Consider the following 23324-nt stretch of genomic DNA (forward strand, 5'->3'; position numbering starts at 1 on the left):
GGAGAAGGGTTGGCCCTCCTGGCTCCTGGCCTGAGAGGGCTCATCCGCCCTTGACCGTCACCTCGACCGAGTGCCAGCCCTGGGCCCCGTCGGGCATGGTGTCGGTGCGGTGTTCCGGCTGGGTGGTGCCGGTGCCGTCGGTGGCGCGGACGGTGAGGGTGTGGTGGCCGGGGGCGGCGGCCCAGGGGTGGACCCACTGACGCCAGGTGTCGCTGCTGTCCTCCGCGGCGAGCCTGGCGTCCTGCCAGGGGCCGTCGTCGATCCGTACCTCCACCCGGCGGATGCCTCGGTGCTGGGCCCAGGCGACCCCGGCGATCATCACGATGCCGGCGGCGGGTCGGTCGAGGCCGCGCGGGGTGTCGATGCGGGACTGGGTCTTCACCGGGGCCTGGGCCGCCCAGCCGCGCGGGACCCAGTAGGCGTCGTACGCGGCGAAGGTGGTGAGCTCGATCGACTCGATCCACTTGCAGGCGGAGACGTAGCCGTACAGGCCGGGGACGAGCATGCGGACGGGGAAGCCGTGGGTGAAGGGCAGGGGTTCGCCGTTCATCCCGAAGGCGAGGAGGGCGTCGCGGCCGTCCATGACCGTCTCGACGGGCGTGCCGATGGTCATGCCGTCGACGGAGCGGGCGACCAGCTGGTCGGCGGGGCCGCCCTCGGAGGGCGGGCGGACGCCGGCCTCGCGGAGCAGGTCGGCGAGGCGGACCCCGAGCCAGCGGGCGTTGCCGGCGTACGGGCCGCCGACCGGGTTGGAGACGCAGTTCAGGGTGATGTCCCGTTCCACCACGGGGCGGGCCATCAGCTCCCTCAGGGTGAGGGTGCGTTCCTCGCGGACTCCGCTGCCGTGGACGCGCAGCCGCCAGCGGCCGGCGTCGACCTTGGGCACGATGAGCGCGGTGTCGACGCGGTAGAAGTCGTGGTTGGGGGTGACGAAGGGGCTGATGCCGGGGACGTCGAGCTGCGCTCCGGCGGGCACGGCCGGTGCGGGGGACGCGGGCCGGGGCAGGCGCAGGGCCGCGCGGGAGGCGGCGGCGTTCTCCTGTACGGGGGTGCCGACGGCGCGCGCGAGGGCGGCGGCTCCGGTCGCGGCGAGGCCGGTGGAGGCGGCGACGATCAGGAAGCCGCGCCGGTCGGCCCGGGCGGTTCCGGGCTTCGGGGTGAGGAGCCGGCCGATGAGGACGTACAGCAGCAGCGCGCCGGCGGCGGCTCCGACGAGGGACGGCACGGCGTCCATGGCCGAGGTGGAGTCGGGTCGGGTGACGGCGGCGACGGCCCCGAGGACGCCGAAGGCGGCGACGGCCGCCGTGCCCAGCAGTTGGTGGCGCAGGGCGAGCAGCCCGACGCCGAGGGCGAGGGCGGCGAGGAGGAGCAGGATGCCGAGCTGGAGGACGGTCTTGTCGCTCTCGCCGAAGACGCGGATCGCCCACTCCTTGACGGCCGCCGGGGTGGAGTCGACGACGGTGCCGCCGACGGCCGCGACCGGGCCCGCCTCGGGGCGTACCCAGAAGGAGACGAGGTCCGCGACGGCCAGGGAGACGTATGCCGAGACCAGGCCGCCGAGCGCGGCGAGGAGACGGTCGGTGCGGGTGGGTCGGTGGCGTTCGGGGCGCGGTTCGCGCGCGGTCGGCGTGGCGTTCATGGTGGGTGTTTCGGCACGCCGGGACGCCCGGATGGACGCCTTCACCCGGATGGCTCTCAGTGCGTCTCCGGGTGTTCGCCCGGGACCGCGAGGTCCTCCACCGCCTCGACGCCGACGACCGCTCCGGTGGACTTCTTGCCGCGCCGCAGCCGGCGTTCGAGCCAGGACGCGAAGGTGGTGAGGGCGAAGTTGAGGGCGACGAAGATGACGGCGACGACGGTGAAGCAGGCGATGGTGTTGGCGCCGTAGTTGGCGCTCATGGGACGGACGGAGGCGAGGAGCTCGGAGAAGCCGAGCATCGCGCCGCCGAGCGCGGTGTCCTTGACGATGACGACGAGCTGGCTGACGAGGGCGGGCAGCATGGCGGTGACGGACTGCGGCAGGAGGACGTACGTCATCGTCTGGCCCTTGCGCATGCCGATGGCCTTGGCCGCGTCGGTCTGGCCGGCGGGGAGGGCGAGGATGCCGGCGCGGACGACCTCGGCGAGCACGGAGGCGTTGTAGAGGACGAGGCCGGTGACGACGGCGTACAGGGGCCGGGTGTCCGGGCTGACGTCGGTGAACTCGGCGAAGGCGGCGTTCGCGAAGAGCATCAGGATCAGGACCGGGATCGCCCGGAAGAACTCGACGACGGTGCCCGCCACGGCGCGGACGGCGCGGTGGTCGGAGAGCCGGAGGATGCCGAGGAGCGCGCCCAGGGGCAGGGCGATGACCATGGCGAGCGCGGCGGCGATCACCGTGTTCTTGAGGGCGGGCAGGATGTACGTCTCCCAGACGCGGGCGTCGGTGAAGAAGGGCGACCACTTGGACCATTCGAGCTGGTTCTTGGCGGCGAGGCTCGCCACGACCCACCACACCACGGCGGCGAGCGCGATCAGGAACAGCAGCGTCCAGAGCAGGTTGCGGCGCCGGGCGCGCGGGCCTGGGACGTCATAGAGGACGGTGGGCGTGGTCTTCACCGTTTCACCGCCACCTTCTTGGCCACCCAGCCGAGCAGGAGCCCGGTGGGCAGGGTGAGGCAGAGGAAGCCCACGGCGAAGATCACGGAGATGAGGATGAGCTGGGCCTCGTTCTCGATCATCTCCCGCATCAGCAGGGCCGCTTCGGCGACGCCGATGGTGGCGGCCACGGTGGTGTTCTTGGTGAGGGCGATGAGGACGTTGGCGAGGGGGCCGACGACGGAGCGGAAGGCCTGCGGGAGCACGATGAGGCGCAGGACCTGCGGGAAGTTGAGGCCGATGGCGCGGGCGGCCTCGACCTGTCCGAGGGGGACGGTGTTGATGCCGGAGCGGAGGGCCTCGCAGACGAAGGCACTGGTGTAGGCCGTGAGGCCGAGGACGGCGAGCCGGAAGTTGATGGTGGTGAACTTGTCGGCCCCGAGGCTGACCCCGAGGGTCTGGAAGAGGCCGAGCGAGGTGAAGACGATGATGACGGTGAGGGGGATGTTGCGGACGATGTTGACGTAGGCGGTGCCGAAGCCCCGCATGAGGGGGACGGGGCTGACGCGCATCGCGGCCAGCAGCGTCCCCCAGACGAGGGAGCCGATCGCGGAGTAGACGGTGAGCTGCACCGTCACCCAGAAGGCTCCGAGCAGGTCGTACCCCTGGAGGAAGTCGAACACGGCTGCCTGCTCACTGGACGACGACGCCGATCTTCGGGGCGGGTTCGTTCTTGTAACCGGCCGGACCCAGGTTCTTGTCGACCGCCGCCTGCCACGAGCCGTCGGCGACCATCTTCTCCAGGGCGGCGTTGATCTTGGCCTTGAGCTCGCTGCCCTTCTGGACGCCGATGCCGTAGTTCTCGTTGCTCATCTTGAAGCCACCGAGCTTGAACTTGCCCTTGAACTCGGGCTGCGCCGCGTATCCGGCGAGGATCGAGTCGTCGGTCGTCAGGGCGTCGATGACGCCGTTCTCCAGGCCGGTGAGGCACTCGGAGTAGCCGCCGTACTCCTGGAGCTGCGCGTCCGGGGCGATCTTCGTCTTGACGTTCTGCGCGGACGTGGAGCCGGTGACCGAGCAGAGCTTCTTGTTGTTGAGGTCGGACGGCTTCTTGATCGAGTCGTCATCGGCCCGGATCAGGACGTCCTGGTGGGCGAGGAGGTACGGGCCCGCGAAGTCGACCTTCTCGGACCGCTTGGGGTTGATCGAGTACGAGGCCGCGATGAAGTCCACGTCGCCGCGCTGGAGCAGGGTCTCCCGGTCGGCGCTCTTGGCCTCCTTCCAGACGATGTCCTTCGGGTCGTGGCCGAGCTGCTTGGCGATGTACGTCGCCACGTCGACGTCCAAGCCGGTGTAGGTGCCGTCGGGGGTCTTCAGACCGATGCCGGGCTGGTCGAATTTGATGCCGATGGTGATCTTCTGGCCGTCGCCGTGGTCGCGGGGCGCGCCGCCGGCCGCGGCGTTCGCGAATCCTGCCGAAGTGACGGAGAGGACGACGGCCGCGGCGGCGGCCACGACGGCCCTGCTGGTCCTGAGCGGGTTCATGAGGATCACCTCTGAGGCTCTGAACAGGTCAGTGGTGGAGGATCTTGGACAGGAAGTCCTTGGCGCGCTCGCTGCGCGGGTTGCTGAAGAACTCGTCCGGGGAGGTCTCCTCGACGATCCTGCCGTCGGCCATGAAGACCACGCGGTTGGCGGCGGAGCGGGCGAAGCCCATCTCGTGGGTGACGACCACCATCGTCATGCCGTCCCGGGCCAGTTGCTGCATGACCTCCAGGACCTCGTTGATCATCTCGGGGTCGAGCGCGGAGGTCGGCTCGTCGAAGAGCATCACCTTCGGTTCCATGGCGAGGGCGCGGGCGATCGCCACGCGCTGCTGCTGGCCCCCGGAGAGCTGGGCCGGGTACTTGTCGGCCTGGGTGCCGACCCCGACCCGGTCGAGGAGGGCGCGAGCCCTCTCCTCGGCCTTCTTCCGGTCCTTCTTGCGGACCTTGATCTGCCCGAGGGTCACGTTGTCGAGGACGGTCTTGTGCGCGAAGAGGTTGAAGGACTGGAAGACCATGCCCACATCGGCCCGCAGGGCCGCCAGTTCGCGTCCTTCCGCGGGCAGGGGCCGCCCGTCGACGACGATCTCGCCCGCGTCGATGGTCTCCAGGCGGTTGATCGCCCGGCACAGCGTCGACTTCCCCGAGCCGGAGGGCCCGATGACGACGACGACCTCGCCGCGGTGGATCGTGAGGTCGATGGACTGGAGGACGTGCAGGGGGCCGAAGTACTTGTCGACCCCTCGCAACACGACGAGCTCGTCGCCACCGTCCGGGACGGGCATGGCACCCTCCAGGGTCACACCCCCCGTCGGCCACCCCTCCTCACGTTCATGCTCCGCCCTCGGCCCGGCGTGCGCATTCCGGACGCCGGGTGTACAGAGGGTGGCCGCGGGACCACCCTGCGCACCGGCACCCGGTCGGCCGTTCCGGACCCTGCGTACGGGGGCGGGCGGCCTCACACTGGGGGTGGGAGCCGAGTGTGCGAGGAGGGTCCGCCATGAGCAGAGCCGCGCCCAAGGTCAGCACGTTGCCCCCGGAGCACCGGGAGCGCCTGATGGCCTTCGCCGAGGACGTGTACTTCGAGTCCGGCCACCGGCTGTTCGAGGAACAGCAGCACGCCGACCGGTTCTGGATCGTGAAGACGGGCGCGGTGACCCTCGACGCGAAGGTGCCGGGCCGGGGAGCGCCCGTGATCGAGACCCTGCGCCACGGTGAGCTGGTCGGGCTGTCCTGGATGTTCCCGCCGTATCTGTGCCAGTCGGGGGCCGAGGCGATGACGCCGGTGCGGGCGTACGAGTTCGACGCCCCGGCCGTCCGGTCGATGTGCCGCTCCGACCCGGAGTTCGGCGCGTCGGTCCTGTTCTGGGTGGGGGCGATCCTCGCCCACCGCCTCCATGTGACCCGGGTCCGCCTCCTCGACCTGTACGCACCGCACGGGAGCGGGATCCTGGCCTGACCGCATCTCGTTCGCCCCCGGCGGCCGGCCAGGGCGCCGGGGGGCGAACGGGGCCGCCCGGGGCCGCCCGGGGCCCGGACGGTACGGTGGGAGGGCAGCAGCGCACGACCCCGTAGGCACCTTCCGGCGAGGAGCGGCGAGGCCCGCATGAGCGACCCGAGGACCGCACGCGAGGCGATCGCCCTCGTCACCGACGACTTCCACGAACTCCCCTTCGACGAAGGCCCTTTGACCGGCGACGGGCCCCTCGGCTGGCCCGGCTACTCGGCCGCGCACGCGCGCGCCGCGGAGCGCACCGGCGAGACCGAGTCGGTGGTCTGCGGCACGGGCGTCGTGGGCGGGGTGACGGCGGTCCTGATCTCCTTCGAGTTCCGCTTCCTCGGCGGGTCCCTCGGCGAGCGGACCGGCGCGCGGGCCGCCGCCGCCCACGCCCTGGCCCGGGAACGGCGGCTGCCCGTGGTCGTCCTCCCGGCCACCGGCGGGAGCCGGATGCACGAGGGCATGCGCGCCCTCCTCCAACTCCAGCACCTGGCCGGCGAGTCCGAGCTGACCCGGGCCGCGGGGCTGCCGCAGGTCGCCGTCCTGCGGGATCCGACCACGGGCGGCGGCTGGGCCACCCTCGGCGCCGGCTCCGACGTCGTCCTGGCCCTGCCGGGCGCACAGGTCGGCTTCGCCGGCTCCCGCGTACGCCCGCCGGACGCGGACCCCGCCGCGTACACCGCGGAGGCGCAGCTCGCGCACGGCCACATCGACGCGATCGTGCCGCCCGGGGCGCTGCGCGAGACCCTGGGACGCTGGCTGTCGCTCCTCACCCACCCGGCCGAGGGCCCGGTGCCGCCGCCGGACGCGCTCGGGGGGCCGGGGAAGGACGAGGGCCCGGTGCCGCTCCCGGACGCGCTCGGGGGGCCGGGGAAGGACGAGGGCCCGGTGCCGCTCCCGGACGCGCTCGGGGGCGCGGGGGTGCCGCCCGCCGCCGGCGGACGGGAGGCCGTGGCGCGGGCGCGGCACCCCGACCGGCCCCGGGCCGGCGCGTACCTAGACGCCCACTTCACCCTGCGCGAGGAGATCTCCGGCGACCGCTGTGGGGGCGTCGACCCCGGCATGCGGTGCGGGTTCGGGCGGCTCCCCGACGGCCGCACCGTCGCCTACGCCGCGCAGTGCGGCACCGCGACCCGCCCTGCCGGCTTCCGCACCGCGGCCCGCCTCGTGCGCCTGGCCGACCGCCTCGGGATCCCGGTGCTCACCCTGATCGACACCCCCGGCGCGGCGAACGACGCGGAGGCGGAGCGCGCGGGCGCGGGCACGGCCATCGCCGAGCTGTTCGGCGCCGTCGCCGCCGCCCGTACCCCGCTCACGTCACTGCTCATCGGCGAGGGCGGTTCGGGAGGTGCCCTCGCCCTCGCCGCCCCGGGCAACACCTGGGCCACGCCCGACAGTTACTTCTCCGTCATCGCGCCCGAATCGGCCACCGCGATCCTCAAGCGCGCCCCCGAGGAGTCGGCGACCACCGCCGACCAGTTGCGCCTGCGCCCCCAGGACCTGGTGGACCTGGGAGTCGTCCGGGGCGTCGTGGAAAGAGCGGCCGAGGCCTCTCACTGACCCAGGGCCCGCTTCAGCTCGGCCTTGTCCATCGAGGAACGGCCGTGGATGTTGCGGCGCTGGGCCTCGGCGTACAGCTGGTCGTACGTCGGACCCTCCGAGCCGCTGTGCGAGCGCAGGCCGCCGCGGCGCGAGGAGGACATGTCCTGCGTCGAGCTCTTGCTCGCGGTCTTCGACTCCCCGGCCCGCGCCCGCTCCTTGTTCACCGTGCGCGCGGCGATCTCCTCCGCCCGCTTCCGGCTCTCGCCCCGGTCCAGAGCGCTCTCCTTGATGTGCTCGTACTGCCGCTCCCGCTTGGCGTTCGATCCGCGCGGCATGGTCCGCTCCTCTCCGTCCGGAGACGACTGCCCCCCCTGCGCGGCGGCTGCCCGCCCCGGCGGGATCTATTCCCGTGCGCCCCTCGCCCCCACGGGCGGGCCGCCGACCTCCAGCCACACGACCTTGCCCACGGCTCCCGCACCCTTGTCCCGGCTGCCCCAGGCGCCCGCCAGCCGGTCCAGGACCATCAGTCCGTGCCCGCCGGGCAGCGCGGGAGACCGGGCCGCCCGTACCCGCGGATGCTCCGGGCTTGCGTCGGACACCTCCACGCGCAGTCCGCCGTCCCCGTGCCGAAGCAGGACGAACTCCTCGGGGCCGCCGGCGTGCAGGCAGGCGTTCGTGACGACCTCCGACACCAGCAGCAGGACGTCCTCGACCCGCTCCGCCGCCTCCTCGCCGTCCGCCGGGAGCCACCCCCAGTCGGCCAGGGCCTCCGCCGTGAAGTCACGGCACCGCGAGACGACCCCGCGCGTCCCGTGCAGCACGAGCCTGCGGACCTGGTGCGGGGGCCCGGCGTCGCCGTCGTCACCGCCTTCCACTCGCCCACCTCCTCCCACCCAGTTTCGGCCACGTGGGCCCGATCGACCTCCGCTGGGGCCGCGAACAGGGCTTTCATGATCCCGCTCGGGTGAACGACGGGCGCTGCGCGTGCGGGATGTGGGTGCGCTGCTCGACGGGACTCCGCGCCCGGGCGGGCGGTGCGCCGCTGCCCGTGTGGGCAATCGTCCCGCATGGGGGTCCCCCCAGGACGAAGTCCTAGGGGGAGGGACGGGTGGGCACACGGGACGGCGCCCCTAGCGGCGCCTCCACGTTCCGAGCCTGGACCCGCACCACCCGTGCGCCGCCACCCGTGGTGCGGGTCAAGGCGCGGGAGCCTCCGGCGCCGGCAAGGGCGCCGTTCCGTTGTGCCCACCCGTTCCGCCCCGGGGGCACCTCCCGGACGAAGTCCGGGGGAGGAACGCATGCCCACAACGCGGGTGGCACCGCCCCGGTGGCTAGCGGGGTTGGATGGCGCTCGCGTAGACGTGGTCCGGGGTCGCCACCGACGTGATCGCGCGGGCGAGGAGCGTCGACGGCTCCTGACCCCCGCTCGTGATGTCCGTGTTGATCATGATCACGAGCGTCGCGTCCCGCTCCGGCAGATACACCGTCACCGTCTCGTACCCCGGAATCGAGCCGTTGTGCCCGATCCACCCGTTCGCGTCGAAGATGCCGAGCCCGTAGCTGAGGCCGGGGAAGCCCGTCGGCAGGGTCCGGAGCCGCTGCGCCTGCGTCTCGGGGCTCAGCAGCTCCCCCGTGGCGAGGACCTTCGCCCAGTGGCGCAGGTCGTGCTGGTCGGAGATCATCGCCCCGGCCGCCCAGGCCCAGCTGGGGTTCCAGTCGGTGGAGTCCACGACCGCGCCGTCGAGCGTCTGGTTCGTGTAGCCGCGGGGGTGCGGCTCGGGGAACTCGGGCCCGCTCGGGAGGAACGTGTGGCGCAGGTGGGCCGGGCGGAGGACCCGGTTGCGGAGGAACTCGGCGAGCGGCCGGCCGCTGACCTTCTCGACGACCAGGCCGAGCAGCACCAGGTTCGAGTTCGAGTACTCGAACTTCGCGCCCGGCTTGAACGTGTTCTTGTGCCTGAAGCCGTACGCGAGCGCCTCCTCCGGGGTGAAGTACCGCTGCGGCTCGCTGAGCAGGTCGTGGATGAAGTCCGGGTCGGAGGTGTACGGGAAGAGGCCGCTGCGCATCTCGGCGAGGTGGCGCAGGGTGATCCGGTGGCCGTTCGGCACGCCGTGGACGTACCGGGCGATGGGGTCGTCGAGCCCGATCCGTCCGTCGTCGACGAGCTTCAGGAGCGCGGTGACCGTGAAGGTCTTGGTCTCGCTGCCGATCCGGATGAAGCCGTCGGTGGACATCGGCTCGCCGGTGACCTTGTCGGCGACGCCGGTCGCGCGGACGTAGCTGCCCCGGCCCGGCATCCATAGGCCGACGGCGACACCGGGGATGCCGGCCTGCTTGCGGACGTCCTCGATGGCCTTGTCGAGCCGGGCGGTCAGCTCGGGGCCGAGTCCGCCGGGCGGGCAGTCGTCCTCGCCGTGCCACCGGGCGCCGGCGGCGGGCGCGGACGTGGACGCGGCGGTGGCGGCGTGGACGGCGCCGGCGGGCGTCGCCGTCAGCGGGGCCAGCATGGACGCCACGAGCAGCGTCGCGGCGAACAGCCGTCGGGAGGGGATACGTCTCATGTGGGGGGCGCCTCTTCCGGGTCGCGAGAGCTTCGGGACGGCCAGATCACCACCGGCGTCCGGGGCGGCGGTCCTCCCCTCCCGTACGTGGGCGGCGAGTCCACCCGTACGGGGCCACGCGCGTAACCGGGACGGCCCCAGGCGCCGGCGTCGGATAATGGCAGCCCCGACACCATGGAGACGAAGGACCGATGACGATCGACGAGGGCCGGCGCGTGCGGCTGACGGCGGATCTCCGGCTGGGCGGGCTCGTCGTCCCCGCGGGCGAGGACTCCCCCGAGGCGGGGGCCGGGTTCCTGGCACTGGCCGCCGGTGTCGAGGGCACGGTCGAGCGGGTGGACGAGGACCGGCCGCAGAGCCAGGAGGTCCGCGAGTACGAGCGCCTCAAGTCGCTCCTCGACGACTTCGGCCACCAGATGCCCCCGGGCAGCAGGCGCCAACTGGAGGAGCAGGTCGGCTCCCTGGAGCCCGCGTGGATGGCGTACCAGGAACGGAAGCTCCGCCTGACGGTCCGCGTCCGCTTCGACAACGGGTTCGTCCTCGACGACGCCCCCGGAGACCTCTTCACCTCCGCCTGAGCCCGCCCCTTTTTGCGGTCTTCGCAAAATTCTTTGCCACTCCCCTCCCCCGGTCCGAGTCTGGGCAGCGTCCGGTCTCGACGAAGGGGGAACCACGTGCTCACCACATCCCGGCCCGCTCCACCGCCCGCCCCGCTCAGCGCACGCCGCCGTTGGACGGTGCTCGCGGTCTGCGCGCTCAGCATGTTCCTGGTGGGCGTCGACGCCACCATCGTCAACGTGGGGCTGCCGGAGATCGGCCGCGGCCTGGACGTCGGCACCCGCGGCCTCGAATGGGTCGTCGACGCCTACACCGTGGTCATGGCCAGTCTCCTCATCGTCTCCGGCGCCCTCGCCGACCGGCTCGGGCGCCGCCGGGTCTTCCGGACCGGACTGCTCGTCTTCGGCCTGGCCTCCCTCGTGTGCGCCCTCGCCCCCTCCCTCGGCGTGCTCGTCGCGGCGCGGGCCGTACAGGGGATCGGGGCCTCGATGCTCAGTCCGGTGGCCCTGGCGATCGTGGTGAACGCGATGCCCGACCCCCGCGAGCGGGCCCGCGCGATCGGCGTGTGGGCCTCGGTGTTCGGGCTCAGCATGGCGGCGGGGCCGGTCACGGGCGGTGCGCTGATCGCCGCGTTCGGCTGGCGGGCGGTGTTCTGGATCAACGCTCCGGTGGTCGTCCTCGCCCTGGTCCTGGTCGCCCTGTTCGTGCCGGAGTCCCGCGGCGAGCGCGCCCGCCGTCTCGACCTGCCGGGGCAGACACTCCTCACCCTGGTCCTCTGTCTCACCGTCGGCCTCCTCATCGAAGGCCCCCGCATCGGCTGGACGTCGCCCGCGGCCCTCTCCGGGTACGTGCTCACCGCGGTGGCCCTCGCTTCTTTCGTACGCGTCGAACTCCGGCGCGACGAGCCGCTGATGGACCTCGGCCTGTTCCGCCGGCCGCCGTTCCTCACGGCGGTGCTCGGCGCGACGGCGGTCTTCGTCGCCCTCAACGTGACCCTGCTCCTGAGCACCCTCTACCTCCAGGAGGCGCGCGGCTGGACACCGCTCGCGTCCGGCGCCGCGACCCTGCCGATGGCGCTCGGGGCGACGGTGTGCGCGCCCTGGTCCGGGGTCCTGGTGGGCAAGGTCGGGCCCAGGCGGCCGCTGCTCCTCGCGGGCGGCTTCACCGCCGCCGGCGGTCTCTGCCTGGTGGGCCTGGACGGGGACACGGGCGTGCCGCTGATCCTGCTCGCGTTCCTGCTGATCGGCATCGGCTTCGGCTTCGCCAACGCCCCTCTGACGAACACCGCGGTCGGCGGTCTGCCGGCGGCCCGGGCCGGCGTGGCGGGCGCGATCACGTCCACGTCGCGTCAGGTCGGTGTGGCGGTGGGCATCGCCGTCGCCGGCGGCCTCGTCGCGGGCACCGGACCTGACGCCCTCGCCGCCGCGACCCGGCCCGGGTGGCTGATCGTGTCGGCGTGCGGGCTGTTCCTGCTCGGCGTGGCGCGCACGGCGGGCGCCCGGAACCGGGGCTGACTTTCCCGAGTCTTGGCCGGGCGCTTGACGTGCGCTGTACGGGGGCTGCATCACGCGCGGCGAGAGTGGCAGGACCCGAACGCACCCGCGTCCGTGGCCCGTTCACCGGAATCAGGAGCCTCCTCTGATGCAGCGCACACCCCGTACCAGCGCCGTCCTCGCCGGCGGTCTCGCCGTCGCCGCCCTCGGCACCGTCGTCGCCGGGGTCGGCGTGGCGCAGGCCGATGAGCAGGTCCACCGGGAGGTCGAGGCCGCCGCGAAGGACACCCCGCGGGTCGAGGCCGCCGGGGCGGACGCCCGGCAGGGCAGGGCCGCCGGGAGGGACCACCGGCGCGGCAAGCCCTCCGAGCGGGAGATCGCCGGCCTCTTCGACCGGTGGAACGCGGCGCTGCGTTCCGGCGACCCGGAGCGGGTCACCGGCCTGTACGCCGAGGACGCCGTCCTGCTGCCGACGGCCTCCCCGCGGATCCGCACCGACCACGCGGAGATAGCCGACTACTTCGCGCACTTCCTGCAGAAGAAGCCGCGGGGCGAGAAGATCCGTACGGAGATCGACGTCCTCGACGCGGACTCGGCGATCGACGCCGGTCTCTACCGCTTCCACCTCACCGACCCGAAGACCGGTGTCACCGAGCCGGTCGACGCCCGCTACACCTACGTGTACGAGAAGCGCGACGGCCGGTGGCTGATCGTCAACCACCACTCCTCGGTGCTCCCGGCCGAGGGCTGATCCAGCGCGTTCCCTCGGCCACGGTCCGCAGCACGATCCGTACGCACAGTCCGCCGCCGGGCGCGTCCCGCAGGGCCACCCCGCCGCCGTCGTCCGTGACGAGCTGCTTGACGATGGCGAGGCCGAGACCGGAGCCCGAGCGCCCGGTCAGTCCCTGGCCGCGCCAGAACCGGTCGAAGGCGCGGGCCTGTTCGGCGGCGGACATGCCGGGGCCCTGGTCGAGGACCTCGAGGACCGCCTCCTCGGGGCCGCCCGCCTCCATCCGCACCGTGATCGTTCCCCGGTCCGGGGAGACCTCCAGGGCGTTGGAGAGCACGTTGTCGAGGACCTGGTCGAGGTTGCCGGGCCCGGCGAGCACCCGCGGCAGGGTCTCGGCGTCGCCGGTGAGGACGATGGTCACCCCGCGTTCGTCGGCGGCAGGACGCCAGACCTTCAGCCGCTCCTCGACCAGCTCGCGCAGGGCCAGCGGTTCGGGCGCGGACACCTTGGCCTCGGCGCGGGCGAGCACGAGGAGGCCGCTGACCAGGCGGCTCATCCGGACGACCTCGGCGGTGGCCTGGTCGACGTCCTCGCGGACGAACGGGTCGTCGACGCCGTCCGCGATGTTGTCGAGCGAGAGGCGCAGCGCCGTCAGCGGGGTGCGCAGCTGGTGCGAGGCGTCCGCGACGAAGATGCGCTGCGAGGCGACGAGGGTGTGGAGGCGTTCGGCGCCCTGGTTGAGCGTGCGGGCCAGGGTCTGCGTCTCGTGCGGACCCGTGACGGGCGAGCGGGCGGTGAGGTCGCCGTCGCCGAACCGGCTGGCCATGTCGTTGAGCTGGCGCAGCGGCTTGGTGAGGCGTCGTGCCACGATCGCGCCTAGCCCCGCGGCGACCGCGAGCACGCCGACGGCGAGGACGGCCCGGAAGCCCCAGATCCGCCAGAGCCGGTCGCTCAGGTCGGCGGTGGCGTAGCGGATGCGGACGGCGCCGACGATCCGCTCCGGCTCATCCGCCCCGCGGCGGGCGTACACGGGGACGGTGACGACGAGTTCGGGTCCCCAGACGAGCCGGGATCCCCAGTCGACGGTGGTCCTGCCGTGGGCGAGGGCCGCGCCGAACGCCGGGTCGTCCGGGTGCGCCGCCAGGGGCAGCGGCTCCATCGCGCTCCGGCCGTCGGCGGCCACCACCTCCACGGTGCCTGGGGTCTCGCCCCCGTACGCCCCGGCCATCCGGGCGAGGGCCTGCCGGGCGGGCGCGTCGCCGTCCCCGAGGAGCAGGGCCATGGTGGTGGCCTCGCGGCGTACGGACTCCTCGGTGTCGCCGCGCAGTTGGGCGGTGAGCGTGAACGCGACCGGCACGGTGAAGGCGGCCAGGGCCACCGCGACCAGGGCGACGTAGCTGACGATGAGGCGTCTGATCACGGGCGGCCCGCGGGCTCCACGACCAGACGGAAGCCCACGCCGCGGACCGCCTCGACGGTGACTGCCCCGGCGAGTTTTCGGCGCAGCGCCGCGACGTGGACGTCGAGGGTCTTGGTCGGCCCGAACCAGTTGGCGTCCCAGACGGCTTCCATGATCTGCTCGCGGGACATCAGCGCCCCCGGCTCCTCCGTGAGGAACGCGAGGAGGTCGTACTCCTTGGGCGTGAGCGCCACTTCGGAGTCGTCCAGCCACACGCGCGCCGCCTTGCGGTCGACGGTCAGCCGGGCGCCGTACCGCTGGGGTCCGGTGGGCTGCTCCGCCGGCCGCACCCTGCGCATCACGGCCCTGATCCGGGCGATGACCTCGCGCACCCCGAAGGGCTTGGAGACGTAGTCGTCGGCGCCGATCTCCAGGCCGACGACCCGGTCGGTCTCGTCGCTGCGGGCGCTGATCACGATGATCGGCACGTCGCCGCGGCGGCGCAGCGCCCGGCAGACGTCGAGCCCGTCCGTGTCGGGCAGGCCGAGATCGAGCAGGACCAGGTCGTACGGGGTGGTGACGGCGAGTCCCGCCGTCCCCGTGGTGACCCACTCCACCTCGAAGCCGTAGCGCAGCAGCCCGCGCCGCAGGGACTCCGCGACCGGCTCGTCGTCTTCCACCAGCAGTACACGCACGGGGCAACCCTAGTTCGGGTTCCGTACGTCGGTTCACCACCAGGAGACGGCCCCCGGGCTCAGTAGTAGTGGCGCATGATCTCGTCGGCCCAGGCGGGCTGGGTGGTCGGTCCCTGGGGGCCGAACTCCGTCATGTAGGGCTTGATGTCGAGGACCGGCGTGCCGTCGACGGCGTCCAGGCCCCGCACGTGGAGGTCGAGTCCGTCCGTGCGAAGCAGACGGCAGCGGGAGACGCCCAGGCGGTTGGGGCGGTTCTTGCCGCGCTGGGCGAAGATGCCGACCAGCGGCCACTCCTCGTTGCCGCGCGGGTGCCGGGCGCCGGTCTGGACGGCGTCGGGGCTCACCCGGTCGAAGTGGTAGACGATCTCCAGGTGCGAGAAGGCGTCGAGCCCGGCCAGCGCCTCGGGGCCGAAGGCCTCCCCGTCGAGGCGGACGATCGACTCGACGTCCCCCCACTCGTCGTCCCGCACCTCGCCCCGCCCGCCGACGACATGCCCCACGGGCTGCGAGACGACCGTGCTCGGGGTGTGCTCCTTGTGCTCCTGCGCCATGGGCTTCCTCGTCCTCTCGTGGTCGCGGCCGCGCCCCTGACGAGGCGCGCCCGGGGGCACGCTACCCGGCCGAGGGCCCGTCAGAGACCGGGCCCGTACCCCGGATCCGGCTGCGGCGGATGCCACCAGAGCGCGAGTCCCCACAACGCGAGGCCCACGAGGGCGACGCAGACGAGCGCCGCCGTCCAGGGCCGCAGCCACCGGACGGCGGCGGCCCAGGTCAGCGGTGGGACGACGAGACCGGCGAAGAGGATGAGCGGCAGTTCGACGAGGATCACGCCCCAGTCACGGGCGTGCGACTCGAAGCCGCCGTCGAGGCTGTACGCGGCCCGGGGCAGCGCGAAGGCGGCCGCGGCCGCGACACCGGCGACGGCGAGCAGGCAGCCGACGGCGCTCTCGGCCCGGTCCCGCGATTCCTGTGACGGGTTCTCGCTCATGCCCGGGACGGACGCCCGGGCACGCCGAGCGGTTCCGTCGACCCGCACGGCGACCGGGCTCGGTGCGGAGGGCGACCAGGCTCGGTCCGTGCGACGAGCGGCCACCGCCCACCGCCGTCGCCCTCCGCCCTACCGGGCCAGGGCGATCGCGGTCAGGACCAGCCCCTCGCGTACGAGCCAGCGGCCGGTGAAGTGGTCGTGCCGGGTGTGGCCGGTCACCGGGCCGGGGACGAGGAGCCGGGCGGTGAACGAACCCGTGTGCCGGCCGTGCGTATCCGGACCCGGGTCCGGGTCCGGGTCCGGGTCCGTGTCCGGGTCCGGCGTGAATTCGACCGACGCCTCCTCGAAGCCGAGCTCGCTCCCCTTCAGCGGGTACCAGGTCTTGAAGACGCTCTCCTTGGCGCTGAACAGCAGCCGGTCCCACGGGACGCCCGGCACGCCGGCGGTCAGCGCGTCCAGACGGCGCCGCTCCCCCGGCAGGGAGACGACGTCGAGGACCCCGTCGGGCAGGGGCTCGGCCGGCTCCGCGTCGATCCCGAGGGACGCCACGTCCGCGGTCCTGGCCACGGCGGCGGCGCGGTATCCGGCGCAGTGCGTCATGCTGCCGGCCACTCCGTGCGGCCAGCGCGGTGCTCCTCGCGTACCGGGTACGAGGGGCGTCTCGGGCAGGCCGAGGCGGCCGAGCGCGAGCCGAGCGCAGAGCCGCACGGTGGCGAACTCGCGCTGTCGCTTGGCGACGGCGCGCGCGACGGCGGCGGCCTCCTCGGGGAAGAGGGTGACGGGTTCCGTGTCGTCACCCCGCCAGGCGGAGGCGACGGCGTCCGGCAGGAGCTCCGCGATCATCCGGCACGCCCCGCGGCTTCCGCCAGGGCCCGGGTGGCGACGCCCCGGCGGCGGGCCGAGGGGCGCACGGAGGTGTGCCGTCTGCCGGTGGGAGCGATCAGTTCGAGCATGGCCGCGACAGTACCCGGCCCGGCCGACAGGTCAGCCGGACGGCCGTACCGCTCGCCGACCGGGCGGACGCGGGTGACGATTGTTCAGGCCGATCCGTCGGGGGGTGAGTCAGTCCTGGAGGCACGCGTGGCGCACCGCACCACCACCGACGTCCTGATCGTGGGCGCGGGCCCGGCCGGTCTGAGCGCGGCCGCCGAGCTGCGCCGGCACGGCGTGCACTGCCGGCTCGTCGACCGGCTCACGGCCCGTCTTCCGTACGCCAAGGCGGTCGGGATCCAGCCGCGCACCCTGGAGCTGTGGGACCGGATGGGTGTGGTCCGGGCGGTCCTGGAGGCGGCGGTGCCGCTGCGCGGTCAGTTGGTGTACGTCGACGGCCGCGAGCGGGACCGGATCGAGCTCGCGTTGCCGCCGGAGGTGCCCTACGGCTTCGCGGCGCTGCCGCAGTACGAGACGGAGCGGCTCCTGGAGGAGCACGTCGCCCGGCTGGGGACGGTCGTGGAGCGCGGCACCGCGCTGGAGTCGTTCAGCCAGGACCGGGACGGGGTCACCGCGCGGCTGCGCACGGCGTCCGGTGCCGGCGAGGAGCTGCGGGTGCCGTACCTGATCGGCTGCGACGGCGCGCACAGCGTCGTACGGAAGACGCTGGGCCTGTCCTACGAGGGGGGTGCGTTCCAGGAGGAGTACATGCTCGGCGACGTCGTGGCCGACTGGGACCTGCCCCACGGCTACGGCGTCCGGTCCGGTCGGCGGGCCGCGGACGGGTCCACCGGGGAGGTCCTGGTCTGCATCCCGCTGCCGGGGGCGGGACGGTACCGGATGTCGATGAGACTTCCGCCGGAACTCGCCGCCTCCCGGGAGGCGTCCGCGCCGGACGGTGTGGCGCACGGGCTGGAGAGCGGCCGGGGCCCCGGGCTCGCCGATCTCCAGGCCGTCGTCGACCGTCTCGCACCGCGCCCGGCACGGCTTTCGGACCTGCGCTGGTCCTCGGTCTTCCGGATCAGCCACCGCATCGTCGACCGCTACGGCCGGGGCCGGGTCTTCGTGGCGGGCGACGCGGCGCACATCCATCCGCCGACCGGCGCCCAGGGCATGAACACCGGGGTGCAGGACGCCTGCAACCTGGCCTGGAAGCTGGCCCTCGTGGTGCGGGGCGTGGCGGGGCCCGAGCTGCTCGACACGTACGACGCCGAACGCCGTCCGGTCGGTGAGGAGGTCGTCGGCCGGACCGTACGGCACGCCGTGCGGGGGATCGAGGCCGACCCCGAGGACCGGCGGACGCTGCTCCTGCGTGAGGCGCAGCTGCTGGTGAGTTACCGGGGCGGTCCGCTGTCCGGCGTCGGTCACGGTCCCGAGGAGGCGCCCCAGCCTGGTGACCGGGCCCCGGACTGCGCGGGCCTGATCACCCCGATCGCCGGCTATCCGCTGCGTCTTCTCGATGTGCTGCGGGGGCGCGCCGGGCATGTGCTGCTGCTGTACGGGCCGGACGGGGCCGAGCTGGCCGGGGCCGCCGCGGCGGCACGGGCGGTCGCCGGTCTGCCTGCGGTGGCGATCCTCGCGGCCGGTGCGCGGGGGCCGGGCGGCGAGAACGCGGACCCGTCCCTGCCCGTGTACCGCGACGCCGCCGGGGAGTTCGCGCGGCTCTACCTCCCCGACGGCGCGACGGGTCTCGTCGTCCGTCCCGACGGGCAGCTCGGCGCCCGCTTCCCGCTCTCGGGTACCGCCGCCGCCCTGAGCGGTTATCTCAGGGCCCTGTCCGTGCGGCGGGACACCCCGCTACGGGACCCAGTGGTTGCCTGAGGCCGTGATCATGACCTGGAGCTGGATGCTGGCCGAGAAGTAGCTGCTCGTGTCGACCGGGGTCGCCACCATCTTGTTCCACAGGGCGTCCAGCCAGGCCTGGCTGCCCGGGTCGGTCATGGCCGCGACCGCGAAGGGGGCGAAGAAGGCGGCCTCGCTCCCCGAGGAGATCTGGGTGCCGTTGAGCTTGTAGCCGACGGCGATCTTGTTCGGGTCGCCGCCGGTCTTCGTCTTGATCCAGCCGTTGAGTTTCCGGGCGGCGGCGAGGGACGTGGCGTCGCCGCTGGTCACCGCGTCGTCGGCGATGCGCCACGGCGTACGGCAGGCGTTCCACCAGTACGAGCCGTCGTTCGGGTCCTCGAGGACCTGGCCGGGGGCCGGCTTGGGCGTGGTGTTCGTGTCGACGACGAAGTCGGGCAGGAGTCCGGTGCCGGGGGCGTAGGTGGACTGGAGGCGGGAGACCTGCGTCTGGTGGGCGCTGCGCACGGCGTCCCAGGTGTTGTCGCCGGAGGCCGCGCGGAAGGCGCGGAAGTGGTCGGCCATCCAGTCCGAGGTGCGGGTGATGTAGTAGTACTGGTCGCCCGAGCTGCTCCAGTCGCCGAGCTTCAGGAGCTTGGTCGTGGCGTTGACCTCGTCCTTCTTGATGGCGGCGATGTGCTTCAGCGCGAGGTCCCGGTAGTTGTACGTGCCGGTGCTGCCCCACTGCTTGTCGGCGAGGAGCAGGCCGTAGGCCACGTCCATGTCGCCGTCGGTGGCGCCGTCGCCGCCGTTGACGCTCTTGCAGGCGGTGTCCTGTTCGGCGGCGAGGAGGTTCGGGTTGACCGAGGACGGGTGGTCGATCTTCCACTTGACGAGGCCGTCGAAGATCTTCCTGGCGTCCGGGTCGGCGCCCGCCATGGTGGCGGTGACGACCATGCCGTAGCCCTGCGCCTCGGCGACGTACGGGTGGTCGGCGTCGGGGGAGATGATCTGGTACCAGCCGTTGCCGCAGTTCTGCCGGACGAAGGCGGCCTTCCACTTGTTGTAGTAGTCGACGACCTTCTGGTCGAGGGCCGCCTGGGTGCCGGAGGGTTTCAGGATGCCGGCGGCGTAGGGCTTGAGGTGGCTGCCGAAGGGGACGGCCGGTCCGCCGCCGCCTCCGCCGGTGCCGGTGGGCGCGCCGTACACCTCGAACTCCCAGAGGGAGTAGCCGTACGGGGTGCCGCGCCCGGTGCCGTACATGCGGATGTAGCGGCCGCTGCCGGAGACGGTGAGGTCGTCGGTCGCGCCGTCGCCCGCGGTGGTGGAGTAGACGTCGGTCCAGGTCGATCCGTCGGCCGAGGTCTGGATGCGGTACGTCTTGGCGTACGCGGCCTCCCAGGCGAGCTTCACCCGGGAGACGGTGTGGTCCGCCCCGAGGTCGATCCGTATCCACTGCGGGTCGATCCCTTCGGCGCTCGCCCAGCGGGTGGCCGTGCTGCCGTCCACCGCGAGTCCGGGCCCGAAGGCCGAGGTCTCGACGGACGAGGCCGTCGCCTGCTTTCCCGTGGACACCAGGCCGTCGGCGGCCTGCGCCTGCGGCAGGACCGTCAGGGGCAATGCCAGCAGACCCGCGAGCCCGAGAAGCGAGACGCTTCGTCGACGCATGTCAACTCCCTTTCCCTCCATGGCCAATCGTTAGGAAATGTTCCTAACCATTGGCCGGGAGAGTAGAGAGGCCGCACGCCCGGCGCAAGACCCCGTGCGCCGGGGAACTCAGGCGCGCGCGGCCCGGAGCGCCGTGTGGACGGACCACACCACCGAGACCAGAGGGACGGCCACGACGGCGCCGACGATGCCCGCGGCGATCGAGCCGGCGATCACCGAGACGGCCACGACCAGCGGGTGGAGCCGCACGGCCCAGCTCATGACGAGGGGGTGCAGCAGATGCCCTTCGATCTGACCGATGATCACGATGAGGGCGATGACGATCCCGGCGACCAGGGGACCCTTCGCCGCGAGTGCCACGACGGAGGCGACCGCGAGGGCGATCGGCGAGCCGATGAGCGGGATGAAGGCCGCGAGGAATTCCAGGAGGGCGAGCGGCACCGCGAGGGGGACGCCGAGGGCCCAGAGGGCGATGCCGACGAGCACCGCGTTCACCGCGGCCACCAGGACGATGCCGTGGGTGTAGCCGGTGAAGGTGCGCCAGGCCGCGCGCCCGCCGACGGCGACGCGGTCGCGTACGGACTCGGGCAGCTGGTCCTGGAACCAGGCCCAGTGCCGGTCCCCGGAGTGGATGAAGAACACCGCGCTGAACAGGCCGAGGGCCAGCGTGGTGAGGACCGCGACGACCTGCCCGGCTCCGCTCACCGCCTCGCTGATCAGTGCGGACCGGTGGCTGGAGAGGAACTCTCCGATCCTCTCCTGCACGCCGGAGAGCGCGTCCGGGTCGAGCCGGACCGGCGGCCGTTCCAGCCAGTCCTCGATCCGCCCGATCCCTTCCCGGAACTCGCGTACGAGCGTGGTCCGCTCCCCCGCGACCGCCTCGCCGACCAGCGCGAGCACCCCGAGGACCAGGGCGATGCCGCAGAGCAGGGTGAGCGCGACCGAGAGGGGGCGGGGCAGGAACCGGGCGACCAGGTCGGCGACGGGCCGGAGCAGCGCGGTGATCACCAGGCCGAGGAAGACGGCCACGCCGATCTCGTGGAAGCGCCCGAGCACCGCGAACAGGCTGTAGACGAGGAGGCCGACGACGAGCAGCCGCCACGCGTAGGCGGCGGCCGTACGGAGGAAGGGGGTGACCGTCGGGGGTGTGGCTGGCTGCATGGCCATCGACGTACCACCGCGGGTCCGCAGGGCCACGCCCGCGGCACGGGATTAGCCCGGTCCGGTCGCGCATTCAGCCGTCCGGTGCCCCGAGCCTCCGGGGCCGACGGCTGCTCTCCACCGGACGTCTCCGACGGGCGCACCGGCCACCGGGGCCCGTACCGGTCCGAGGTGAGCGGCATGTCCACCGCGGACGGTGCCGGCGCGTGCCCGCAGTCGGAGCGCAACCGGAGCGAGAAGGTCCTCACGCAGGTCGTCCGGCCCCCGGTTCCCCGCAGGCGATGACGGTGACCGTGCCCGCGCCGGCGACCGCGGCGACGGCCGCCCGGTCGCGGTCGGTCCAGTCCAGGAGTCGCAGTGCCTCATGACCGCCCGCCTTGAAGCGGGCCTCGCCGCGCACCCAGAGGCGCAGCAGCGCCGCGTCGGGGTCCGGCGCGGCCGTCGCCTCGCGCAGTTCGTCCGCGGGCAGGAGCCGGCGGAGTACGGGCAGGGGGCCTGGCCTGCGGGCCGCGGGCTCCACGTCGACGCCGACCGGGCCGGGGCCGACGGCCGCCGCGACGAGGCCGTCGGCGTGGCTCAGGCTGACGCCGAGTCCGGGCCGCCGGCTCAGGTACGGGCGGCCGTGCCCGTGCCGTCCGCAGTCCTCGCAGTACTGGTCGGGGCCCGCCGCCTCCGGAGGGAGCCCGGTGAACCGGGCGACGCACAGCCGGACGAGGAGGCGGGCCGCCGTCACGTCGTCCCGGCGGCCCGGTACGCGGATCCGGTCGAGCCGCCGCCGCTCCCAGGGCGCGAGCAGGCCCTCGTGCAGTCCCGGATGGTCCAGGACCTCCCGGGTGGTCGCCACGGCGGCGAGGAGGGGCGACGGGTCACGGGGCGGCACTCAGGAAGCGCTCCTGGACGCGGCCGATGGTGCGGAAGTCGTCGATGGTGACCTCCTGGAGGTCGATGGAGCTGCCGGAGAGCTCCTCCAGGAGGTCGATGAACTCCAGGAAGTCCATGGAGTCGATGAGCCGGGCCTCGATGAGGTCCTCGTCGGCGTCGATCGGCCCGTCGAGGCCGGGGTTCTTCTCGTGCAGCCACGAGGCGATGGGGTCCATGGGGTGCGTGCGCTCCTTGCTGTGCGGAGGGTGCGGGAGTACGGACAGGCCCTAGGCGCTCGCGTCGCGCAGGCGGTCGAAAGCCTGCTCGGGGGTGCCGTGGGCGAGGATCATCGCGTGGACCCAGCGCTCGACGCCGAAGGCGACGCAGGCGCTGTACGCGGGGCCCGCGGAGCCCGCCCGGATGTCGAGGCGCTCGCCGAAGAAGTTGCGGTGGCGGTTCACGGAGGCGATGGCCGTGCCGTCGGGGGCGCTGAACTCGTGCTTGACGGGGTCGAGCGCCATGAGCCGGGCGCGGGAGCCGCCCTTGTCGTAGAAGGGGTCGTCGGCGACGGCCCGGGACAGGTCGAGTCCGAGGCGTCCGGCGAGTTCGAGGATGAACTCGGCGCCCTGCTCCAGGTGTTCGAGTGCGCCCTGCTGGGTGCCGAGGTGGAGGACTTCGCGCATGTGGAAGCCCCACAGGCGGCGCAGCCCGTCGTAGTGGGTCTCGTTGCGGAAGCAGCGGCCGGCCGCGGAGAGCCGCAGTCCGTCCTCGCCGACGTCCCGTCCCTCCAGGGAGAGCAGCAGGCCGTAGCAGGTGGCGGAGGGCAGCAGGTAGCCGGTCGGCCGGAGCGGCAGGTCGCCCGGCGATGCCCCGGCGGCGAGGCCGTCGAGCGCGTCGGGGGCGAACCGTCCGGCGGAGACGCCGAGATGGGGGAAGTTGCGGAAGAAGTCGAGGCGCGCGAGGCCTTCCACGGAGAGCAGCGGCGGGCCCACCACCTCGGGGGCGGAGAGGCGCGCGGCGAGCCCGGTGAGCAGTTCGTCCAGGCCGTGCAGCAGGGCGGTGCGGACCGGGTCCAGGGTGATCAGGCCCGCGCCCGGGCTCTTCAGGCCGCCGTCGGGCAGGACGGTGGTGCTGGGTGTGCTCATGGAAAACCGCTCCCTCTGGGCATGGGCGGACAGTCAAGGCGTGGGGTCCTCGTCGACCACGGCACGGCGAAGAAGCCGCCTGATGCTCCATCAGGGACCGGACTGCGCATGGGGACCCTAAGCCAGCTCGCCGACGGTTGTCTAGACCAAAGCCGCCGCACCTCCGTGCCTCCGGGTTCCTAACTCGACACATGC

Annotated in this window: 24 protein-coding genes; 6 read left to right on the plus strand and 18 right to left on the minus strand. The window is 73.2% G+C overall.

Features of this window, described 5'->3' with window-relative positions; genetic code table 11:
• Positions 1-40 precede the first annotated feature (40 nt).
• The 5 genes from ABT041_RS23755 to ABT041_RS23775 are packed head-to-tail and all read right to left on the minus strand — an operon-like array spanning position 41 to position 4906.
• Complete coding sequence (locus ABT041_RS23755) at positions 41-1639, minus strand: molybdopterin-dependent oxidoreductase (protein WP_351187516.1); 1599 nt, start codon at positions 1637-1639, stop codon at positions 41-43.
• 56 nt (positions 1640-1695) lie between these two features.
• Positions 1696-2598, minus strand: a complete 903-nt coding sequence (locus ABT041_RS23760) for an amino acid ABC transporter permease (RefSeq protein ID WP_351187518.1) — start codon at positions 2596-2598, stop codon at positions 1696-1698.
• Positions 2595-3260, minus strand: coding sequence for an amino acid ABC transporter permease (locus ABT041_RS23765; protein WP_351187520.1), 666 nt, complete (start codon positions 3258-3260; stop codon positions 2595-2597). Before ABT041_RS23765 ends, ABT041_RS23760 begins: the two co-directional genes overlap by 4 nt.
• A gap of 10 nt (positions 3261-3270) precedes the next feature.
• The gene (locus tag ABT041_RS23770) at positions 3271-4122 is read right to left on the minus strand and encodes a glutamate ABC transporter substrate-binding protein (RefSeq protein WP_351187522.1); all 852 of its coding nucleotides are present in this window, start codon (positions 4120-4122) and stop codon (positions 3271-3273) included.
• A 28-nt stretch (positions 4123-4150) separates the two neighbouring features.
• Positions 4151-4906, minus strand: coding sequence for an amino acid ABC transporter ATP-binding protein (locus ABT041_RS23775; protein ID WP_351187524.1), 756 nt, complete (start codon positions 4904-4906; stop codon positions 4151-4153).
• Positions 4907-5121: 215 nt separating this feature from the next.
• Between ABT041_RS23775 and ABT041_RS23780 the strand changes: the two genes are divergently transcribed.
• A complete protein-coding gene (locus ABT041_RS23780; RefSeq protein ID WP_351187526.1) occupies positions 5122-5580 on the plus strand; it encodes a Crp/Fnr family transcriptional regulator in 459 nt (152 codons plus the stop codon).
• Positions 5581-5727: 147 nt separating this feature from the next.
• Positions 5728-7179, plus strand: a complete 1452-nt coding sequence (locus ABT041_RS23785; protein ID WP_351187528.1) for a carboxyl transferase domain-containing protein — start codon at positions 5728-5730, stop codon at positions 7177-7179.
• Here ABT041_RS23785 and ABT041_RS23790 read toward each other — a convergent pair.
• From ABT041_RS23790 to ABT041_RS23800, 3 genes are all read right to left on the minus strand, one after another.
• On the minus strand, positions 7173-7496 hold the full coding sequence (locus tag ABT041_RS23790) for a plasmid stabilization protein (protein WP_351187530.1): 324 nt from the start codon (positions 7494-7496) through the stop codon (positions 7173-7175). The genes ABT041_RS23785 and ABT041_RS23790 overlap by 7 nt on opposite strands.
• A 66-nt stretch (positions 7497-7562) precedes the next feature.
• A complete protein-coding gene (locus tag ABT041_RS23795) occupies positions 7563-8036 on the minus strand; it encodes an ATP-binding protein (RefSeq protein WP_351187532.1) in 474 nt (157 codons plus the stop codon).
• 456 nt (positions 8037-8492) lie between these two features.
• Entirely contained in the window at positions 8493-9722 is a 1230-nt protein-coding gene (locus tag ABT041_RS23800) for a serine hydrolase domain-containing protein (protein ID WP_351187534.1), read from the minus strand.
• A gap of 191 nt (positions 9723-9913) precedes the next feature.
• On the opposite strand from ABT041_RS23800, the gene ABT041_RS23805 reads away from it, so the two are divergent.
• From ABT041_RS23805 to ABT041_RS23815, 3 genes are all read left to right on the plus strand, one after another.
• Complete coding sequence (locus tag ABT041_RS23805; RefSeq protein ID WP_351187536.1) at positions 9914-10300, plus strand: hypothetical protein; 387 nt, start codon at positions 9914-9916, stop codon at positions 10298-10300.
• Between the two features lie 96 nt (positions 10301-10396).
• Positions 10397-11794: an MFS transporter gene (locus ABT041_RS23810; protein ID WP_351187538.1), complete on the plus strand. Its 1398-nt coding sequence runs from the start codon at positions 10397-10399 to the stop codon at positions 11792-11794.
• Between the two features lie 127 nt (positions 11795-11921).
• The gene (locus tag ABT041_RS23815; protein ID WP_351187540.1) at positions 11922-12524 is read left to right on the plus strand and encodes an SgcJ/EcaC family oxidoreductase; all 603 of its coding nucleotides are present in this window, start codon (positions 11922-11924) and stop codon (positions 12522-12524) included.
• On the opposite strand, the gene ABT041_RS23820 is transcribed toward ABT041_RS23815, so the two are convergent.
• From ABT041_RS23820 to ABT041_RS23840, 5 genes are all read right to left on the minus strand, one after another.
• Positions 12487-13923, minus strand: coding sequence for a sensor histidine kinase (locus ABT041_RS23820; protein ID WP_351187542.1), 1437 nt, complete (start codon positions 13921-13923; stop codon positions 12487-12489). The two genes, ABT041_RS23815 and ABT041_RS23820, sit on opposite strands and share 38 nt — an antisense overlap.
• Positions 13920-14597 carry a response regulator transcription factor gene (locus ABT041_RS23825; protein ID WP_351187544.1) on the minus strand — a complete coding sequence of 226 codons (678 nt, stop codon included), beginning with the start codon at positions 14595-14597 and terminating at the stop codon, positions 13920-13922. Before ABT041_RS23825 ends, ABT041_RS23820 begins: the two co-directional genes overlap by 4 nt.
• Before the next feature lie 59 nt (positions 14598-14656).
• Positions 14657-15148 (minus strand): SAM-dependent methyltransferase, encoded by a 492-nt coding sequence (locus tag ABT041_RS23830; RefSeq protein WP_351187546.1) that lies wholly within the window; start codon positions 15146-15148, stop codon positions 14657-14659.
• A gap of 80 nt (positions 15149-15228) precedes the next feature.
• Entirely contained in the window at positions 15229-15585 is a 357-nt protein-coding gene (locus ABT041_RS23835) for a hypothetical protein (protein ID WP_351187548.1), read from the minus strand.
• A 129-nt stretch (positions 15586-15714) separates the two neighbouring features.
• Positions 15715-16428 (minus strand): 4'-phosphopantetheinyl transferase family protein, encoded by a 714-nt coding sequence (locus ABT041_RS23840; RefSeq protein ID WP_351187550.1) that lies wholly within the window; start codon positions 16426-16428, stop codon positions 15715-15717.
• Positions 16429-16665: 237 nt separating this feature from the next.
• Here ABT041_RS23840 and ABT041_RS23845 point away from each other — a divergent pair, with 237 nt between their 5' ends.
• Positions 16666-18336 carry an FAD-dependent monooxygenase gene (locus ABT041_RS23845; RefSeq protein WP_351187552.1) on the plus strand — a complete coding sequence of 557 codons (1671 nt, stop codon included), beginning with the start codon at positions 16666-16668 and terminating at the stop codon, positions 18334-18336.
• Here the strand turns inward: ABT041_RS23845 and ABT041_RS23850 are convergent.
• The 5 genes from ABT041_RS23850 to ABT041_RS23870 form a co-directional block, all read right to left on the minus strand.
• Positions 18313-19962, minus strand: a complete 1650-nt coding sequence (locus tag ABT041_RS23850; RefSeq protein ID WP_351187554.1) for a glycosyl hydrolase family 8 — start codon at positions 19960-19962, stop codon at positions 18313-18315. The genes ABT041_RS23845 and ABT041_RS23850 overlap by 24 nt on opposite strands.
• A 108-nt stretch (positions 19963-20070) precedes the next feature.
• Positions 20071-21123: an AI-2E family transporter gene (locus tag ABT041_RS23855; RefSeq protein ID WP_351187556.1), complete on the minus strand. Its 1053-nt coding sequence runs from the start codon at positions 21121-21123 to the stop codon at positions 20071-20073.
• Between the two features lie 244 nt (positions 21124-21367).
• A complete protein-coding gene (locus ABT041_RS23860) occupies positions 21368-22003 on the minus strand; it encodes a 4'-phosphopantetheinyl transferase family protein (RefSeq protein ID WP_351187558.1) in 636 nt (211 codons plus the stop codon).
• Positions 21990-22220, minus strand: coding sequence for an acyl carrier protein (locus ABT041_RS23865; RefSeq protein ID WP_351187560.1), 231 nt, complete (start codon positions 22218-22220; stop codon positions 21990-21992). Before ABT041_RS23865 ends, ABT041_RS23860 begins: the two co-directional genes overlap by 14 nt.
• A gap of 51 nt (positions 22221-22271) precedes the next feature.
• Positions 22272-23129, minus strand: a complete 858-nt coding sequence (locus tag ABT041_RS23870; RefSeq protein WP_351187562.1) for a class-II aminoacyl-tRNA synthetase family protein — start codon at positions 23127-23129, stop codon at positions 22272-22274.
• Between the last annotated feature and the right edge of the window lie 195 nt (positions 23130-23324).

This window comes from Streptomyces sp. NPDC002825 (genome assembly GCF_040295385.1).
Lineage (GTDB): Bacteria > Actinomycetota > Actinomycetes > Streptomycetales > Streptomycetaceae > Streptomyces.